This is a genomic window from Comamonas sp. HJ-2, from assembly GCF_053615495.1.
The window spans coordinates 62,369-80,465 of the sequence record NZ_JBSIFD010000005.1 but is presented as its reverse complement, the minus strand read 5'-3'; the positions used below and the strand labels follow the sequence as shown (position 1 = coordinate 80,465).

The window sequence follows — 18,097 nt, the reverse complement described above, 5'->3', positions numbered from 1 at the left end:
TCTACGGAGATCCCAATCATGAGCAAGACCATCAAAGTAGCGCTGGCTGGCGCAGGTGCCTTCGGCATCAAGCACCTGGACGGCATCAAGAACATCGACGGCGTGGAAGTCGTCTCCCTGGTCGGTCGCCGTTTTGACCAGACCAAGGAAGTGGCCGATAAATACGGCATCAAGCATGTGGCAACCGATCTGGCCGAAAGCCTGGCGCTGCCCGAAGTCGATGCCGTGATCCTGTGCACGCCCACGCAGATGCACGCCGAACAGGCCATTGCCTGCATGAAGGCCGGCAAGCATGTGCAGGTCGAGATCCCTCTGGCCGATGCCCTGAAGGACGCCCAGGAAGTGGCCGAGCTGCAAAAGCAGACCGGTCTGGTGGCCATGGTGGGTCATACCCGCCGCTTCAACCCCAGCCACCAGTGGGTGCACAAGAAGATAGCAGCCGGCGAGTTCAACATCCAGCAGATGGATGTGCAAACCTACTTTTTCCGCCGCACCAATATGAACGCGCTGGGGCAGGCTCGCAGCTGGACCGACCACCTGCTGTGGCACCATGCCGCCCACACCGTGGACCTGTTCGCCTACCAGGCCGGCAGCCCCATCGTCAAGGCCAACGCCGTGCAAGGCCCGATTCACAAGGATCTGGGCATCGCCATGGACATGAGCATCCAGCTCAAGGCCGCCAACGGCGCGATCTGCACGCTGAGCCTGTCGTTCAACAATGACGGTCCTCTGGGCACCTTCTTCCGCTACATCGGCGACACCGGCACCTACCTGGCCCGTTACGACGATCTGTTCAACGGCAAGGAAGAAAAGATCGACGTGTCTCAGGTTGACGTGTCCATGAACGGCATCGAGCTGCAGGACCGCGAATTCTTCGCCGCCATCCGCGAAGGCCGCGAACCCAACTCCAGCGTGCAGCAGGTGTTCAACTGCTACAAGGTCTTGCACGATCTGGAGCAGCAACTCAACGCCGAATAAGTCCCGGTGATCGATTGAGACAGACAAAGGCCGGGGCATGCTCCGGCCTTTGCTGTTTTTGCTTTGAAATTTATAGCTTTAAACGCTCTGTTCATATGGGCTATAGGCTATAAATGCCTTAACTTTGCCATCCTCAAGGAGCATCCGTGCAAAACCGACCACTAGGCCCATTCAGCGTCGCCAATGTCGCGCTGGGCTGCATGAATTTCTGCCATGCCTACGGCAACCCCGTCTCTACCGAGCAATCGCACGCCGTGCTGCATGCGGCACTGGACGCGGGCGTCACGTTGTTCGACACTGCCGCGCTCTATGGCTTTGGCGCCAGCGAATCGCTGATCGGACCCGTGCTCAAGCCCCATCGCAACCACATCACCCTGGCCAGCAAATGCGGCATGGCGGGCGTGCGCGGCGAAGACGGCGTGATGCGTCGCGTCATCGACGGTCGTCCCAAAACCCTGCGCCAGAACTGCGAAGACAGTCTCAAGCGCCTGGGCACCGATGTGATCGATCTCTACTATCTGCATCGCTGGGACAGGAACGTGCCCATCGAAGAGTCGGTGGGCGAGATGGCACGCCTGAAGGAAGAGGGCAAGGTTCGCGCTCTGGGTCTGTCGGAAGTGGGCGTCGATGCGCTGCGCCGCGCGCACAAGGAGCACCCGATTGCCGCGCTGCAAAGCGAATATTCGCTGTGGTCGCGCAATGCGGAGCTGGGCACGCTCGCCGCCTGCAAGGAGCTGGGCATTGCCTATGTGGCTTTCAGTCCCATGGGCCGCGCCTTCTTCAGCGGCAAGCTGCAGCAGGTGGACAACCTGGTCAAGGGCGATATCCGCGCCACCATGCCGCGTTTTGCCGGCGAGGCCTATGCGCAGAACCTGCGCCTGCTGGCGCCCATGCAGGCCGTGGCGGAAAAAGCCGGCTGCACGCTGGCCGAGCTGGCCATCGCCTGGGTGCTGCACCAGGGCGAGCATGTGATCGCCTTGCCCGGCACCACCAGCGTGGAGCATCTGCACGAAGACATTCGCGGCGGCAGCGTCAAGCTCGACGCCGAGCTGCTGGCCGAGCTTGATGACATCTTCAAGCCCGAAGCCATTGCGGGCGACCGCTATGCGCTGCAAGGCCAGGGCGAGGTGGATACCGAGAAATACGCCTTTGAAAAACGCCCAGGCTAGTGCCTTTGCGGACGCCCGGTCAGGGGCGGTATGTGGCGTTGCCTCGCCGGCCGCGCAAATCCTCGCAATAGCACCACTATTGCTGCGGTATCGCGCGCGGGGGGCCGCCCCCTGGCATCCCATTCCGCGAAAGCCCTAGCGCGGAGGGGGAGCGTAAACAGGTTCTGGTTGGCTTCAGGTTTGGGGCAGGGCGTGCAGGGGAATATCCTTCTCCTGTGCCAGCTGCATCAGTTGCGTGCAGCTGCGGGCGGCCAGAAACCGGGCTACGCCCTGATGGATCTCGGGCTTGCGCATATCGGTTGGGTGGCCGAAGGGCAGGTCCGCCGCTTCGCACAGGCGCTGGGCAAAGTGAGGCTCCAGCGCGGCCACGGCCACGATGCCGTCGGCACAGGGATAGATGCGGTAGCCCGCATGGGCGCCGCCGACATCGCCTGCGGGCTGGGTCAGGCCCCAGTGCCAGGGCAGGGCCAGCCACTGCGCCGCCTGGGCCAGGCCGACCTCGCGCAGTATGCCGCGCCCGCTGCGGCTGCTGACGAGCACGGCCTGGAGCACGGCTTCGCTGGCCATCAGCGCCCCCGCCATATCGGCAAACAGGCTGGGGGGCAGGGCCGTGCTGTGCACGAGGCCCGCTTCGGCCTGATAGGTGAGATCGTGGCCGGGGACATCGGCCAGCTCGCCTGCGCTGCCGACCACGCGCACCAGCGACAGCCCGGGGTAGCGCTGCTGCAGGGCTTCCCAGCCCAGGCCCAGCTTGCTCAGGGCCGAGGGCCGGAACGAGGTCAGCAGCACATCGGTTTGCGCCAGTTGCGCATGCAGACTGGCCTGGCCTTCGGCGGTCTTGAGATCGGCCTGCAGGGTCTGCACCTTGTCATGCATCTGCGCGTAGGCATCGGGGCAGTAGAGGTCCATGGGGTCGGCGCTGCGGCTTGCGCCGGGGGCCAGAGGCTCGAGCTTGCGGCAATCGGCTCCCATGCCGGCGCAGCGCCACAGTGCGGCGGGGCCGGGCAGGTTCAGAGCCAGGCTGAGTATGCGAATTCCTTGCAGGGGTTGAATGGCGGTGCTGGGCATGAGTGGGAGTATTCCTTGTCTGGACTTGTGCAAGCCAGGGTGGCATCAGGATGCTTTCCTTGAAGCGAAGCCCTTGCCTGAGCCTGTTTGGTGAGTCGTGCTTGTGCAACTGCTGTTGTAGTGCAAGCCGGGCCCTGACCCTGGCACTTTCAGGACAGTCTGTTGCGGTGGCGGTGCTTTCGTGCTCTGTTGCGCTGTGGCAAGCTTGCCCTATCTGTAAAAAAGCGCCCCTAGGGGCGTGTTCGATTGACCGAGATGCGTAGACGTACGCTTTTGTCCCTGGGCGCAGCCTTTGTGCTGGCCGCCGGCGGGGGCTGGAAGGCTTTTTCCATGAACTCCACTTCTTCTTCCTTGTTGCCCGAGCAACTGCTGCAGCAGCTCAAGCCTTCGCCGCGCATGCCGGTGATGTTTCTGGGTCACGGCAGTCCCATGAATGTGATCGAGGACACGCACTGGCGCCAGAGCTGGAAGGCGCTGGGCCAGGAGCTGACGGCCAAGGGCATTGCGCCGCAGCTGATTCTCTGCGTTTCGGCCCACTGGCTGACCGAGTCCGACTGGGCGCTGACCGGTATGGCCCAGCCGCGCACGATTCATGACTTCGGCGGCTTTCCGCAAGAGCTGTTCGACCAGCAATATCCGGCGCCCGGCGCGCCCGAGGTGGCCAGACAGCTGGCGGCCGAGCTGCATTCGCCGCTGGACGGGTCAGCCCTGCTGGTGGATCAGAAATGGGGTTTTGATCACGGCACCTGGTCGGTGCTGCTGCCCATGTTCCCCGAGGCCAGCATTCCCGTCATGCAGCTGAGCATGCCCTATGGTCTGGCGCCCGAAAAGCATTTCGAGATGGGCCGCCAGCTGCGCGCGCTGCGCGACCGCGGCGTGCTGATCGTGGGCAGCGGCAATATCGTGCACAACCTGCGCGCCATGCAGCGCGGTGCCAGCGACAATCAGGCCTATGACTGGACGATACAGTTCGACACCGAAGTGCAGCAGCGGCTGGACAGCGGCAATCTGGCGGATCTGAGCACCTTCCTGGACTGGGGTCCGCAGGCCCGTCTGGCCCATCCCACGCACGACCACTATCTGCCCCTGCTGTATGCGGCGGGTGCCGTGCAGGAGGGCGAAGCGCCGCGCGTGTTCAACACGGCCTACCAGTATGCGGCGCTGTCCATGCGCTCGGCCATCTGGGGATTGAGCGCCTGATCAAGATTTTGATAGCTTGTTGCGCTTGTTATATAAAGTTTTCAGATGCTTTTATGCCTGAAAACAATATGGATGATGCGCTAGTAGCTATCAAAATATTGAACAGGCAATGAAACAGCCATAAAAAAAAGAGCAACGGATTAAAAGTCCGTTGCTCTTTTGCCTTCAGGGACCAGGCCCTGAATCGTGAGCTTAGATCACAGCGGCGATGGCCTTGCAGACATAGTCGATGTTCTTGCTGTTCAGCGCAGCCACGCACATGCGGCCGGTGTCGGTGCCGTACACGCCGAACTCGGAGCGCAGGCGCACCATCTGGTCCTTGGACAGGCCGGAGTACGAGAACATGCCGATCTGGGTGGTGATGAAGGACATGTCTTGCTGCACGCCGGCAGCCTTCAGGCCGTCAACCAGCTTCTGGCGCATGGCCTTGATGCGCACGCGCATCTCGCCCAGCTCCTTTTCCCACAGGGCGTGCAGCTCGGGGTTGTTCAGCACGGCTGCCACCACGGCGCCGCCATGTGTGGGAGGGTTAGAGTAGTTGGTGCGGATGACGATCTTCAGCTGCGACAGCACGCGAGCGGCTTCTTCCTTGTCGGAGGCCACCACGGACAGGGCGCCCACGCGCTCGCCATACAGGCTGAAGCTCTTGGAGAAGGAAGTCGAGACAAAGATGTTCAGGCCGGCAGCCACGAACTTGCCGATCACGGCGCCGTCTTCGGCGATGCCGTGGCCAAAGCCCTGGTAGGCCATGTCCAGGAAGGCGACCAGGCCCTTGGCCTTGACGACGGCGATCACTTCATCCCACTGAGCGGCGGTGATGTCGTAGCCGGTGGGGTTGTGGCAGCAGGCGTGCAGCACGACCACGGTGCCGGCGGCGGCAGCGTTCAGGTCGGCCAGCATGCCGGCGAAGTCGATGGAGCGGGTCGCTGCATCGTAGTAAGCGTAGGTGCCGACTTCAAAACCAGCGTTGGTGAAGATGGCCTTGTGGTTTTCCCAGCTGGGGTTGGAGATCAGGACCTTGGCGTTGGGGTTGAGCTTCTTGAGGAAGTCGGCGCCGATCTTCAGGCCGCCGGTGCCGCCGATGGCCTGCACGGTAGCAACGCGGCCGGACTTGACCACGTCGGACTCGGCACCGAACACCAGGGCCTTGACGCCGTTGTCATAGGCGGCAATACCGTCGATGGGCAGATAGCCGCGGGCGGTGGGCTTTTCCATCATGGCCTTCTCGGCGGCCTGCACGCACTCCAGCAGGGGCAGCTTGCCGTTGTCGTCGAAGTACACGCCCACGCCCAGGTTCACTTTGTTGGGGTTGGAGTCAGCGTTGAATTGCTCGTTCAGACCCAGGATGGGGTCGCGGGGGGCCATTTCGACGGCGGTAAACAGAGACATGAAAAAATCCTTGAGGGATGGAAATAAGTCAGGTCACCCCCAGCTACTGCTCCGAGCGCGTTAGACGGGCAGGGCATCGCCCGGTGCTCGAAAAAACGCATCAGCCTAGGTTAGGCTTGAGGGTTGGGCTGCCATTCTACTCCGCGCTTACCCTATGCGTCATGGACATGAGATCATGCAAGAACAAAATATGACTGCCGAGCCGCAAGGCCGTTTCGTGCAATACCCGGACTCGCCGTTCGAGCTGTTCCAGCCCTATCCACCGGCGGGCGATCAGCCTGCGGCCATCGAAAAACTGGTCGAAGGCGTCAATGACGGCGAGTCTTTCCAGACGCTGCTGGGCGTGACCGGTTCGGGCAAGACCTTCACCATGGCCAACGTGATCGCGCGTCTGGGCAAGCCCGCCATCGTGTTTGCGCCCAACAAGACGCTGGCGGCACAGCTGTACTCGGAGTTCAGGGAGTTTTTCCCGAAAAACGCGGTCGAGTACTTCGTCAGCTACTACGACTACTACCAGCCCGAAGCCTATGTGCCCCAGCGCGACCTGTTCATCGAAAAGGACAGCGCCATCAACGAGCACATCGAGCAGATGCGCCTGTCCTGCACCAAGAGCATCATGGAGCGCCGCGACGTGGTGATCGTGGCCACGGTCTCGGCCATCTACGGCATCGGCGAGCCCGAGAGCTACCACCGCATGATCATGACGCTGCGTGCGGGCGACACGCTCAACCAGCGCGACGCGATCGCGCAGCTGATCCGCATGCAGTACCAGCGCAACGACCAGGATTTCTCGCGCGGCACCTTCCGCGTGCGCGGCGACACCATCGATGTGTTCCCGGCCGAGCATTCTGAGCTGGCCGTGCGCATCGAGCTGTTCGACGACGAGGTCGAGAGCCTGCAGCTGTTCGATCCGCTCACGGGCCGGGTGCGCCAGAACATTCCGCGCTTCACCATCTATCCCAGCAGCCACTATGTGACGCCGCGCGACAAGGTGCTGGCGGCCGTGGAGACCATCAAGGAAGAGCTGGCTGAGCGCCTCAAGCAGCTCGTGGGCATGGGCAAGCTGGTGGAGGCGCAGCGCCTGGAGCAGCGCACGCGCTTCGATCTGGAAATGCTCAGCGAAGTGGGGCACTGCAAGGGCATCGAGAACTACACGCGCCATCTCTCGGCCTCCAAGCCCGGCGATCCGCCCAGCACGCTGACCGACTATCTGCCGCGCGACGCCATCATGTTCCTCGACGAGAGCCATCAGATGATCGGCCAGCTCAACGCCATGTACAACGGCGACCGGGCGCGCAAGACCACGCTGGTGGAATATGGCTTCCGCCTGCCGTCGGCGCTGGACAACCGGCCGCTCAAGTTCGAGGAGTTCGAGCAGCGCATGCGCCAGGTGGTGTTTGTCTCGGCCACGCCCGCCGAATATGAAAAGATTCATGCCGGGCAGGTGGTGGAGCAGGTGGTGCGCCCCACGGGCCTGGTCGATCCCGAGATCGAAGTGCGGCCGGCCATTCACCAGGTCGACGATGTGCTGCAGGAGATCCGCCAGCGCGTGGAGCTGGAGGAGCGCGTGCTCATCACCACGCTGACCAAGCGCATGGCCGAGCAGCTGACCGAATACCTGACCGACAACGGCGTGAAGGTGCGCTATCTGCACTCCGACGTGGATACGGTGGAGCGCGTGGAAATCATCCGCGACCTGCGTCTGGGAGCCTTCGATGTGCTGGTCGGCATCAACCTGCTGCGCGAAGGCCTGGATATTCCCGAGGTCTCGCTGGTGGCGATTCTGGATGCCGACAAGGAGGGCTTTCTGCGTGCCGAACGCAGCCTGATCCAGACCATAGGTCGTGCGGCGCGCAACGTCAACGGCAAGGCGATTCTGTACGCGGACCGCATCACGGAGTCCATGAAGAAAGCCATCGGCGAAACCGAAAGACGCCGCGAAAAACAGATGGCTTTCAATGAAGCCAACGGAATCGTGCCAAAACAGATTGTCAAGAGGGTGAAAGACCTGATTGATGGCGTCTACAGCGAAAAAAGCGGCAAAGAGGCCGAACGTCTGCAGGAGCAGGCTCTACAACAGGCACGTGTCGAGGATATGTCGGAGAAAGACATCGCCAAGGAGATCAAGCGTCTGGAGAAGCAAATGCTGGAGCACGCCAGGAACCTGGAATTCGAGCAGGCAGCGCGTGTGCGAGACCAGCTTTCGCTTCTCAAACAACAATTGTTCGGGGCGGCGCCGTAGGAATATTTCTTCGCAAATCTCGGGGTTATTACGTGAGTGCACGCTGTTACCCGACAAAATTGATGGGGAATGTGATATACTCGCCTCAAACACTCAACAACAAACTTCCCTCACAGAAGGGCTCTGAACCTAATCACAGGACGGAGTAAGGGCGGAGACTGTGCTCGTCTAGGTACTGTGACCGGGCGTGCGTTTCTGTAACGAACAATCCTGATTGAAGGAGCTCGTATGCGTCTTACGACCAAAGGCCGCTTTGCGGTCACCGCGATGATCGACCTGGCACTGCGCCAGAACAATGGCCCTGTGACCCTGGCTGCCATCAGCCAGCGTCAGCAGATTTCGCTGTCCTATCTGGAACAGTTGTTTGGCAAGCTGCGTCGCCACGAACTGGTGGAATCCACCCGTGGCCCCGGCGGCGGCTACACCCTGGCCCGTAAGGCAACGGACATCACCGTGGCTGACATCATCGTCTCGGTGGATGAACCTATTGATGCGACCCAGTGCGGTGGCAAGGAAAACTGTCTGGGCGAAGCGGGCCGCTGCATGACCCATGAGCTGTGGGCTGCACTGAATCAGCGCATGGTGGAATTCCTGGACTCCGTCACTCTGCAAAAGCTGGTGGACGAGCAACTGGCCAAGGGCATCCAGATCGAGGACAAGCCCGTGGTGCGCCGCGCCATCTCCACAGCACCCGTGGTCAAGCCCATCCGTGTGAACGCACCGAACTCGGTGTTCGCCCTGGGTAACGCCTTCGCGAAATCCTGATCCGGGGCCGCTTGAGCAGTGCTCGGGCGGCAACCAGATCGGCATGAAGCCCGACTCCGATAGTCAGGGCCTGGATGCATGCATGGCTGTGCGGCATGTTTCTTCGCCCTGATGGCACCACAAGGTGCATCGATTCCTCACGATTTGTCAGCCAAAAACAAGACGAGCCAGTCATGGACATGACCCCGCACTTTCCCATTTATCTCGACTACGGTGCAACCACTCCGGTGGACCCCCGCGTGGCGGACGCCATGATTCCCTGGCTGCGTGAACATTTTGGCAATGCCGCATCGCGCAGCCATGCCTGGGGCTGGGAAGCCGAAGAAGCCGTCGAGAAGGCCCGCAAGCAGGTCGCCGATCTGATTGGCGCCGACCCGCGTGAAATCGTCTGGACCAGCGGTGCGACCGAGTCCGACAACCTGGCCATCAAGGGTGCAGCGCATTTCTACCAGGGCAAGGGCAAGCACCTGATCACCGTGAAGACCGAGCACAAGGCCGTGCTGGACACCATGCGTGAACTGGAGCGCCAGGGCTTTGAAGTCAGCTATCTGGATGTGCAGGAAAACGGTCTGCTGGACATCGAAGTGTTCAAGGCCGCGATCCGTCCCGACACCATCCTCGCCAGCGTGATGGCCGTGAACAACGAGATCGGTGTGGTTCAGGATCTGAACACCATTGGCGCTCTGTGCCGTGAGAAGGGCATCATCTTCCACGTCGACGCCGCTCAGGCTTCGGGCAAGATGGATCTGAACATGCAGACCATGCCCATCGACCTGATGAGCCTGGCTTCGCACAAGACCTACGGCCCCAAGGGCATCGGTGCGCTGTACGTGCGCCGCAAGCCGCGCGTGCGCCTGGAAGCTCAGATGCACGGCGGCGGTCATGAACGCGGCATGCGTTCCGGCACGCTGGCAACCCACCAGATCGTGGGCATGGGCGAAGCCTTCCGCATCGCCAAGGAAGAGATGGCCAAGGATATGGAGCACGCACGTGCACTGCGCCAGCGTCTGCTCGATGGTCTGAAGGATCTGGAGCAGGTGTTCGTGAACGGCGATATGGACAACGGTGTTCCCCATTACCTGAACATGAGCTTCAACTTCGTCGAAGGCGAGTCGCTGATCATGGGCATCAAGGGTCTGGCCGTGTCCTCGGGTTCCGCCTGCACATCCGCCAGCCTGGAGCCCAGCTATGTGCTGCGTGCCCTGGGTCGCAGCGATGAGCTGGCACACAGCTCCTTGCGCATGACCTTTGGTCGCTTCACGACGGAAGAGGAAATTGACTACGCGATCAAGTCGATCCGCGAAAACGTGCTGAAGCTGCGCGAGCTGAGCCCTCTGTGGGAGATGTACAAAGACGGCATCGACCTCAGCACTATTCAATGGGCTGCACACTAAGCATAGATTACAAAGAGTTCAAGAGGTAGACACCATGGCTTACTCCGAAAAAGTTGTTGACCACTATGAAAACCCCCGCAACGTGGGCTCGTTCGACAAGAGCGATGACTCCGTGGGCACGGGTATGGTGGGTGCGCCCGCTTGCGGCGACGTGATGAAGCTGCAGATCAAGGTCAATCCTGCCACTGGCGTGATCGAAGATGCACGCTTCAAGACTTATGGCTGCGGCTCTGCCATCGCCTCGTCTTCGCTGGTGACCGAATGGGTCAAAGGCAAGACGCTGGATGAGGCTGCCGCCCTGAAGAACAGCCAGATCGCCGAAGAACTGGCGCTGCCACCGGTCAAGGTTCACTGCTCCATCCTGGCTGAAGACGCCATCAAGGCTGCTGTGAACGACTACCGCGCAAAGCGCACGGCGACGGAAGCCTAAGGCCATGGCCATCTCAATGACCGAGGCGGCTGCCCGTCATGTGAACCGCTATCTTTCGCGTCGCGGCAAGGGGATTGGCGTGCGCCTCGGCGTGAAGACCACGGGCTGTTCCGGCTTGGCCTACAAGCTGGAGTATGTGGACGAAGTCCAGCCCGATGACGTGGTGTTTGAAGACCACGGCATCAAGGTGCTGATCGACCCCAAGAGCCTAGCCTATATCGATGGCACGGAACTGGATTTTGTGCGTGAAGGCCTGAACGAGGGCTTCAAGTTCCACAACCCCAACGAGCGTGATCGCTGCGGTTGTGGCGAGAGCTTCAGGATTTGATTTCTCCCTGAGTCGCTTCGCGCCTTTCCCCCAAGGGGACGACACCTTCGCTGCGAGGCGGCTCTTGCTCGGTGTCCCTGGCGTGTGAGCGCCCAAGCGTAAGAACGGAACCGCCTCAGCGCTGCTGCAGGCGGTTTTTTAATGCCATGAATCTGCAATCTGACGACTTTGAATTGTTTGGCCTGCCGCGCAAGTTTGCGCAGGAGCGCAGCCAGATCGACGCACGCTGGAAAGAGCTGCAGCGTGAAGCACATCCCGACCGCTTTGCCGCCCAGGGCGCAGCGGCGCAGCGCGTGGCCATGCAATGGTCGGTGCGCATCAACGAGGCCTATCAGCGCCTCAAGGACCCGCTCAAGCGTGCGGCCTATCTGTGTGAGCTGGCCGGCGCTCCGGTGCGGGCGGAAGACAACACGGCCATGCCTGCGGCATTCCTGATGCAGCAGATGGAGTGGCGCGAAGCGCTGGAAGACGCTGCCAGCGAGCAGGAGCTCGATGCTCTGGAGGCCGAGATGCTCGCCGCCAAGAAACAGATGCTTGCCGAATGCGGTCGTTTGCTGGACGAGGCTGGCGATGCCGCCGCTGCCGTGCAGCAGGTGAGAACCCTCATGTTTGTTGCGCGATTTGCGCAAGATGTGGATCGCCGTCGCGATCAACTGGGACAATAAGAGCCAGAGCAACGCGCTGTGCCCTAGGCACGCAGCGTATCCACCTTGAGCGGGCCAGCCACGCTGGCCTCTGACGTTTCAAAAGAAGAATTTCATGGCGCTTTTGCAGATTTCCGAGCCCGGCCAATCCCCCGATCCCCACCAGCGACGCATTGCTGTAGGTATCGACCTGGGCACCACGCATTCTCTGGTCGCTGCAGTGCGCAACGGCGTGGCCGAATGCCTGCCCGACGATCAGGGGCGTGTGCTGCTGCCATCGGTGGTGCGTTACATGGAAATGGGCCGCCGACAGATCGGCTTCGATGCCAAGGCCGCGCAGGCGCAGGATGCTGCCAACACCATCAGCTCGGCCAAGCGCTTCATGGGGCGAAGCCTGGCCGATATCGAATCGCCCGAGAAGCTGCCTTATCGCTTCAAGACCGATGACAGCAGCGTCATCTCCGTCGAAACCGTGGACGGCGCCAAGACGGCCGTGGAAATCAGTGCCGAAATTCTGGCGACCTTGCGCTTCCGTGCCGAAGACACGTTCGACAACGATCTCTATGGTGCAGTCATCACCGTGCCTGCGTACTTTGACGATGCTCAGCGCCAGGCCACCAAGGATGCAGCCAAGCTGGCAGGCATCAACTTGCTGCGCCTGATCAACGAACCCACGGCAGCAGCCATTGCCTACGGCCTGGACAACGCAGCAGAGGGCGTCTACGCCGTCTACGATCTGGGTGGCGGCACTTTCGATATCTCGGTGCTGCGTCTTGCACAGGGTGTGTTCGAAGTGATCGCCACAGGTGGTGACTCGGCATTGGGCGGCGATGACTACGATGACGCGCTGGCGGCCTGGGTGGCGGAAAAGACCGGCACGCAGCTGGAGTCGGCAGCAGACAAGACCGCCTGGCGTATTGCCGCGCGCCATTGCAAGCAGGCCCTGACTGAATCAGAAGTTGTAGCGTTTACCGCTGATATTTCCTCGGGTTCAGTGTCTTTTGATGTCAAGCGTGAGGAATTCATTGCGCTGACTGCTCACTTAACCAGCAAGAGCCTTGCGGCCGTGCGCCGAGCGCTCAAGGATGCAGACCTGGGCCGCGATGAGGTGCAGGGCGTGGTCATGGTCGGCGGCTCCACCCGCATGCCCCAGATTCGCCAGGCCGTGGCCGACTTCTTCGGCAGCGAGCCGCTGACCAATCTCAACCCTGACGAAGTGGTGGCCTTGGGCGCTGCCATTCAGGCCAATCAGCTGGCCGGCAACAATACCGCCGGCGACCTGCTGCTGCTGGACGTGATTCCGCTGTCGCTGGGTGTGGAAACCATGGGCGGCCTGTCCGAGCGCATCATCACGCGCAACGAGACCATTCCCACGGCTCGTGCGCAGGATTTCACGACCTACAAGGACGGCCAGACCGCTCTGGCCATTCACGTGGTGCAAGGCGAGCGCGATCTGGTGGCGGACTGCCGCAGCCTGGCGCGTTTCGAGTTGCGCGGCATTCCGCCCATGGCTGCCGGTGCGGCGCGCATCCGTGTGACCTTCACGGTCGATGCCGACGGCCTGCTGTCCGTCAGCGCCAAGGAGCAGACCAGCGGCGTCGAAGCGCATATCAATGTCAAGCCTTCCTACGGCATTTCCGACGACCAGATCGCCCAGATGCTGCAGGACGGTTTTGCCACGGCCCAGGAAGACATGAAAGCCCGCGCCCTGGTCGAGGCCCGCGTGGATGCCGATCGCATGCTGCTGGCCACGCAGAGCGCGCTGGACGTGGATGGGGATGTGCTCAGCGCCGAGCAGCGCGACAGCATCGACGGCCTGATGACAGCGCTACGCGCGGCCGTCGCCAGCGATGATCCGGCCGTCGTGGAGGGCGCAACACAGGCCCTGGCCAAGGGAACCGAGTCGTTTGCGGCCGAACGCATGAATCGCAGCATCCAGCAGGCGCTGGCTGGCAAGAGTGTCAACACTATTTAATTCATAAACAGAACAATGCCCATCATCAAAATTCTTCCTCACGCCGAGTACTGCCCCAATGGCACGGAAATCGAAGCTCCCGTTGGCACTTCGATCTGTGAAGCCATGCTGGACAACGGCATCAATATCGAGCATGCCTGTGATATGAGCTGCGCCTGCACGACCTGCCATGTCATCGTCAAGGAGGGCTTCAACTCCCTGAACGAGGCGGAGGAAGAGGAAGAAGACCTGCTCGACAAGGCCTGGGGTCTGCAGCCTCAGTCGCGCCTGTCCTGCCAGGCGATTCTGGCGCGCGAGAATGTGACGGTGGAGATCCCCAAGTACTCCATCAACCACGCTAAGGAAAATCACTGAGCACCCCCTGAGGCGCTTTGCGCCTTCCCCCTCTCTCTACGCGCTTCGCGCTAGGGGAGGGGGACGACACCCTCGGTGCGCGGCGGCGCTTCCTCGGTGTCCTGGCTTTGGTGCGCGCTTGTTTTAGAAATTGTTGGGCGATGTGAGCGCCGCAGGTAATTGGGAGAAATTGAATGTCGCGCCAAATTGTTCTGGATACGGAAACGACCGGCCTGTCGGCCATCGATGGCGATCGTCTGATCGAGCTGGGCTGCGTGGAGCTGGTCAATCGCAAGCTCACCGGCAACAATCTGCATCTGTACTTCAATGCGGGTCGGGACAGCCATCCAGATGCCTTGCGCGTGCACGGCATCACCACGGAGTTCCTCAAGGACAAGCCGCGCTTTGAGGAAAAGATCGACGAGATCTGGGAGTATCTGCAGGGTGCAGAGCTCATCATCCACAATGCGCCGTTCGACCTGGGCTTTCTGAACAACGAGCTCAAACTGGCCAAGCGCCCGCCACTCAAGCAGTGTGTGGGCGGAGTCCTCGACACCCTGGTCATGGCCAAGGAGATGTATCCGGGCAAGCGCAACTCGCTGGACTCGCTCTGCGATCGCCTGGGTGTCGACAATTCCAATCGCACGCTGCACGGCGCTTTGCTGGATGCGGAGCTGCTGGCGGATGTCTACATCAATCTCACGCGTGGGCAAGATGCCTTGCTCATGACCGAGGAGCCGGCTGATGCTCCGGCGGCTGGAGCGATTGTCGTTCCCTCGGTGGACCTGAGCAGCTTCAAGTTGCCAGTGCTGCGCGCCAATGAGCAGGAGCAGCAATCCCACGACGATGTGCTCAAGCAGATGGATAAATCCAGCGGTGGCAAGACTGCCTGGCGTAACTTTGAAAATGTGAGCGCCAATCCTTGATATAATCACGCCTATCGGGTGATTAGCTCAGCGGTAGAGCACTGCCTTCACACGGCAGGGGTCACATGTTCGATCCATGTATCACCCACCAAATACAAAAACCTCTTAGGTCATTGATCTAAGAGGTTTTTTTGTTTGTGTGCGTACTGCGTACCTCCCGTTGGCGCAGGCTTTACAGCTTGAAGTGGACGGCGTGGCAGCAGCCCTTCCGGCCGGAGGAAGGCCTGTGCCAGGCAGGCGAAGGGGCGAGGCATATGCTGCAATCTGCCTGGCCTGAGGCGCGCAGCGGGCTCAGTCCTGATGATTCTTGGATGACCGCGCGGAAGGCGTGCAACCAGACTTCGCCGTGCGGAAGTTGTTCTAGCCAGGCCAGCGCATTGGCCCCGACCTTGCCGTGGTGGTAATCGTGGACGCTGATCCAGCCGCGCCGGCTGTGCCTGAGTACTTCGTCCTGCTGCGTGCGCTGGCTGAGCGGTGGCTGCATGAGGAGGGAGAGTGGGGAGCGAAGACATGCTGCACAGGCTGCTGGCGGTGGTGCCGGACATGACCGAAGCCGATGGGCAGGATGGTACTCATAGGGCTTCCGTGATGCGGCAGGATCGTCAGGGCGTGCAGCAGGCCATCAGCTGCGCCGACAATTGCTGCTCTGCCGCAGCATCGCTGAGATGGAGTCGCTATGGGCGCGTTTTCTTTACCAGAACCGGTTCGCTGCGGTAGCTGTCGGGGAAGAGGCGCTTGAGGCTGTTCACCTTGGGAATATCGTTGAAGACGATATAGGGGTGGCGCGGGTTTTCGGTCATGAAGTCCTGGTGGTAGAGCTCGGCCGGATAGAAGCTGGCCTTGTCCTCGAGGCGGGTGACTATGGGTTTGGGATACAGGCGCGCTGCATCGAGCTGCGCGACGTAAGCCTGCGCTGTCTTGAGCTGGGCCGGGCTGGTCGTGAAGATTGCCGAGCGATACTGCGTTCCTGTGTCCGGACCCTGTCGGTTGAGCTGGGTGGGATCGTGGACGACAGAGAAAAATATCTGCAGCAGCTTTCCATAGCTCACCTGGGTCGGATCGAAGGTGATCTCGACCGATTCTGCATGGCCGGTGTTGCCGCGGCTGACCAGCTCGTAGGAGGCGGTGGATGCAGCACCTCCGCTATAGCCGGAGACCGCGCGTTGCACGCCCTTGACGTGCTGGAATACGCCTTGTACTCCCCAGAAGCAGCCGCCGGCAAAGATTGCACGTTGCGAGGACGGTCCGGTGGCCGGGAGGTCCAGGACAGGGGCAGGAAGGCGAACCGCTTCTTCGGCCGAGAAGGCCATTGGTTGCCAGAGCAGTCCGCCGCCCAGCAAAACGATGCTGCCGGCCAGTGTCTGGAGCAGGCCGCGCCGATTCAAGGCGGCCCCTGAGATGATGCGTGTGTTCATATGGCTATCCGAAAGTGAAGGCATAGGCGGAAACGCCGCTGTCCAGGAACTCGATGCTGAAGGTGTGCTCGGTAATGACTCCGGATTGGCGCACCAGTTGGTAAAGCCGCTGGCCGGTGACAGTGCCGCTGCCGTCGGCGGCCACGTCCACGCCGTGGGCGGTGCCGGGTGGTTTGCCGTCAATGCGGACTTTGAAGCGCACGGGCTTTCCGTCAGGGCCGGGGCTCAGCACCAGGTGCAGATCACGTGCCTTGAACCGGTAGACGATGCTGCCTGATGGACCGGTCAGCAAGGCGCTTTCCGCTCCAACCATCCATTGCCCGGCAAGGCCCCAGGTGTTCAGCCTGGGCCGTTCCGGTTCCCGATACGTTGCCGTCCTGTCGGGAACGGCTTTGGGCGTGGAGAGAAAGTTCTCGGCACGCTCATAACCCAGATAGGTTTCGGGGGACGCGACCTCATCCATGTTGGCGGCCAGTTGAACGCCCCCGGCATCTACCTCCGTCAGGCCCATGGTTGACTGGGAGCTGCCCGCCTCTTGGAGAAGCTGTTGTATCACCCGCTCCGACTCGGCGTAGCCGCCTTCGCCAAAGTGATGGTGGCGGATGCGTCCCGTGGCATCGATGAAGTAGTGAGCAGGCCAATACTGGTTCTTGAATGCGCGCCAGATTGCATACTGGTTGTCAACGGCCACCGGATAGTTGATGCCCAGGTCTTTCATGGCCTTGCTCACGTTGCCTATGTCGCGCTCAAAAGCAAACTCGGGGGCGTGCACACCGACCACGATCAGACCTTGATCACGGTATTTTTCTGCCCATGCCTTCACATAGGGAAGGGTGCGCAGGCAGTTGATGCAGGAGTAGGTCCAGAAATCCACCAGCACCACCTTGCCACGCAGGTCTTGCCCGCTCAGAGGCTTGGAGTTGAGCCATTGGGTTGCCCCGCCCAGCGATGGTGCGATGCCTTCATCGGGCAGTGCAAGGGCTTTATTCGATGGTCCGCTCATGCGCATTGCGGCTCCTGCAGACATCATGGCGGCTCCCTCAGCGGGTGCCTGGGATGCTCCCCGCATCATCGTGCCCGGATTGCCGCGCATGGTCTTGGGGTCTTCTCCATGAGGCTGGTTCAGGCGCTCGACCAGTTTCTGCTCCAGGCCGCCGGTGGATGCCGTTGACAGTCGAGCCAGCACGCCGGTATCGATCCCCAGGGCGATGGCGGCCACGCCCGCGAGCATGGCTGCACCGAGGCCGCGACGTACCCATTCACCGGCACCCAGCGAACGCTTGAGCGCGGCAAATACCCGTCCGCCGAGCAGCAAAGCCGCAGCCATGGAAGTCGCAGCCCCGGCGGCATAGGCCAGAAGTAGCAGGGTCGAGGTGGTGTTGGCGCCCAGCAGGGCGGCACCGGTCAATATCAGTCCCAGGATGGGCCCGGCACATGGAGCCCATAGCAGCCCTGTTGCGATTCCCAGCAACACCGAGGAAGCCATCTTCGGTGTACCGTCTTGCTGCACCGACTCGGACAGGCGCGATCCGGCAGTCACCAATGGGCGGGTCAGCCTCTCCGACAGATGCGGTAGCAGCAGTGTCAGCCCGAAAACGGCCACCAGAGCCAGTGCCAGCCAGCGGCCATACTGATTGGCAGCCACCACCCAGCCGCCGCCGACGGCGGCGAGAGAGGCAACGATCGCAAAGGTCAATGCCATGCCTGCCAGCAACGGCAGGCCGTTGCGCACAAAGGGCTGGTTCGCGCGAGAGAACACAAAAGGCAGCACGGGCAGGATGCAGGGACTGACGATGGTCAGCACACCACCCAGATAGGCAAGGACGATCAGCAGCATGGCC

General features: G+C 61.5%; 16 protein-coding genes and 1 tRNA gene. 13 read left to right on the top strand and 4 right to left on the bottom strand.

The window, feature by feature from the left end; all coding sequences use genetic code 11:
• The first annotated feature begins 18 nt into the window (after positions 1 to 18).
• Complete coding sequence (locus ACWGXF_RS06170) at positions 19 to 978, top strand: Gfo/Idh/MocA family oxidoreductase (RefSeq protein ID WP_427773367.1); 960 nt, start codon at positions 19 to 21, stop codon at positions 976 to 978.
• A 146-nt stretch (positions 979 to 1,124) separates the two neighbouring features.
• Entirely contained in the window at positions 1,125 to 2,147 is a 1,023-nt protein-coding gene (locus ACWGXF_RS06165) for an aldo/keto reductase (protein ID WP_045839485.1), read from the top strand.
• A 174-nt stretch (positions 2,148 to 2,321) separates the two neighbouring features.
• On the opposite strand, the gene ACWGXF_RS06160 is transcribed toward ACWGXF_RS06165, so the two are convergent.
• Positions 2,322 to 3,215: a CoA transferase gene (locus ACWGXF_RS06160; protein WP_256630740.1), complete on the bottom strand. Its 894-nt coding sequence runs from the start codon at positions 3,213 to 3,215 to the stop codon at positions 2,322 to 2,324.
• Positions 3,216 to 3,488: 273 nt separating this feature from the next.
• Here ACWGXF_RS06160 and ygiD point away from each other — a divergent pair, with 273 nt between their 5' ends.
• The gene (gene ygiD, locus ACWGXF_RS06155; RefSeq protein WP_256631255.1) at positions 3,489 to 4,415 is read left to right on the top strand and encodes a 4,5-DOPA-extradiol-dioxygenase; all 927 of its coding nucleotides are present in this window, start codon (positions 3,489 to 3,491) and stop codon (positions 4,413 to 4,415) included.
• Positions 4,416 to 4,607: 192 nt separating this feature from the next.
• On the opposite strand, the gene ACWGXF_RS06150 is transcribed toward ygiD, so the two are convergent.
• Complete coding sequence (locus tag ACWGXF_RS06150; RefSeq protein WP_256630739.1) at positions 4,608 to 5,804, bottom strand: amino acid aminotransferase; 1,197 nt, start codon at positions 5,802 to 5,804, stop codon at positions 4,608 to 4,610.
• A gap of 175 nt (positions 5,805 to 5,979) precedes the next feature.
• Between ACWGXF_RS06150 and uvrB the strand changes: the two genes are divergently transcribed.
• The 10 genes from uvrB (at position 5,980) to ACWGXF_RS06100 (ending at position 14,932) form a co-directional block, all read left to right on the top strand.
• Complete coding sequence (gene uvrB, locus ACWGXF_RS06145) at positions 5,980 to 8,046, top strand: excinuclease ABC subunit UvrB (protein ID WP_306164101.1); 2,067 nt, start codon at positions 5,980 to 5,982, stop codon at positions 8,044 to 8,046.
• Between the two features lie 228 nt (positions 8,047 to 8,274).
• The gene (iscR, locus tag ACWGXF_RS06140) at positions 8,275 to 8,811 is read left to right on the top strand and encodes a Fe-S cluster assembly transcriptional regulator IscR (RefSeq protein ID WP_003054211.1); all 537 of its coding nucleotides are present in this window, start codon (positions 8,275 to 8,277) and stop codon (positions 8,809 to 8,811) included.
• 173 nt (positions 8,812 to 8,984) lie between these two features.
• Positions 8,985 to 10,205 carry an IscS subfamily cysteine desulfurase gene (locus ACWGXF_RS06135; protein WP_039048945.1) on the top strand — a complete coding sequence of 407 codons (1,221 nt, stop codon included), beginning with the start codon at positions 8,985 to 8,987 and terminating at the stop codon, positions 10,203 to 10,205.
• A gap of 34 nt (positions 10,206 to 10,239) precedes the next feature.
• On the top strand, positions 10,240 to 10,635 hold the full coding sequence (gene iscU / locus ACWGXF_RS06130; RefSeq protein ID WP_003054213.1) for a Fe-S cluster assembly scaffold IscU: 396 nt from the start codon (positions 10,240 to 10,242) through the stop codon (positions 10,633 to 10,635).
• Positions 10,636 to 10,639: 4 nt separating this feature from the next.
• The gene (gene iscA / locus ACWGXF_RS06125) at positions 10,640 to 10,963 is read left to right on the top strand and encodes an iron-sulfur cluster assembly protein IscA (protein WP_003054214.1); all 324 of its coding nucleotides are present in this window, start codon (positions 10,640 to 10,642) and stop codon (positions 10,961 to 10,963) included.
• Between the two features lie 146 nt (positions 10,964 to 11,109).
• On the top strand, positions 11,110 to 11,628 hold the full coding sequence (gene hscB / locus ACWGXF_RS06120; protein WP_256630738.1) for a Fe-S protein assembly co-chaperone HscB: 519 nt from the start codon (positions 11,110 to 11,112) through the stop codon (positions 11,626 to 11,628).
• A gap of 94 nt (positions 11,629 to 11,722) precedes the next feature.
• Entirely contained in the window at positions 11,723 to 13,582 is a 1,860-nt protein-coding gene (hscA, locus tag ACWGXF_RS06115) for a Fe-S protein assembly chaperone HscA (RefSeq protein ID WP_003067582.1), read from the top strand.
• A 15-nt stretch (positions 13,583 to 13,597) separates the two neighbouring features.
• The gene (gene fdx, locus ACWGXF_RS06110; RefSeq protein WP_003054218.1) at positions 13,598 to 13,936 is read left to right on the top strand and encodes an ISC system 2Fe-2S type ferredoxin; all 339 of its coding nucleotides are present in this window, start codon (positions 13,598 to 13,600) and stop codon (positions 13,934 to 13,936) included.
• Between the two features lie 173 nt (positions 13,937 to 14,109).
• Complete coding sequence (dnaQ, locus tag ACWGXF_RS06105) at positions 14,110 to 14,841, top strand: DNA polymerase III subunit epsilon (RefSeq protein ID WP_003067586.1); 732 nt, start codon at positions 14,110 to 14,112, stop codon at positions 14,839 to 14,841.
• Between the two features lie 16 nt (positions 14,842 to 14,857).
• Positions 14,858 to 14,932 (top strand) — tRNA-Val (locus ACWGXF_RS06100).
• 583 nt (positions 14,933 to 15,515) lie between these two features.
• Here the strand turns inward: ACWGXF_RS06100 and msrA are convergent.
• Together msrA and ACWGXF_RS06090 are read right to left on the bottom strand one after the other, a co-directional pair.
• The gene (gene msrA, locus ACWGXF_RS06095; RefSeq protein ID WP_256630737.1) at positions 15,516 to 16,256 is read right to left on the bottom strand and encodes a peptide-methionine (S)-S-oxide reductase MsrA; all 741 of its coding nucleotides are present in this window, start codon (positions 16,254 to 16,256) and stop codon (positions 15,516 to 15,518) included.
• A gap of 4 nt (positions 16,257 to 16,260) precedes the next feature.
• Positions 16,261 to 18,093 carry a cytochrome c biogenesis protein DipZ gene (locus ACWGXF_RS06090; protein ID WP_452101768.1) on the bottom strand — a complete coding sequence of 611 codons (1,833 nt, stop codon included), beginning with the start codon at positions 18,091 to 18,093 and terminating at the stop codon, positions 16,261 to 16,263.
• Positions 18,094 to 18,097 lie beyond the last annotated feature (4 nt).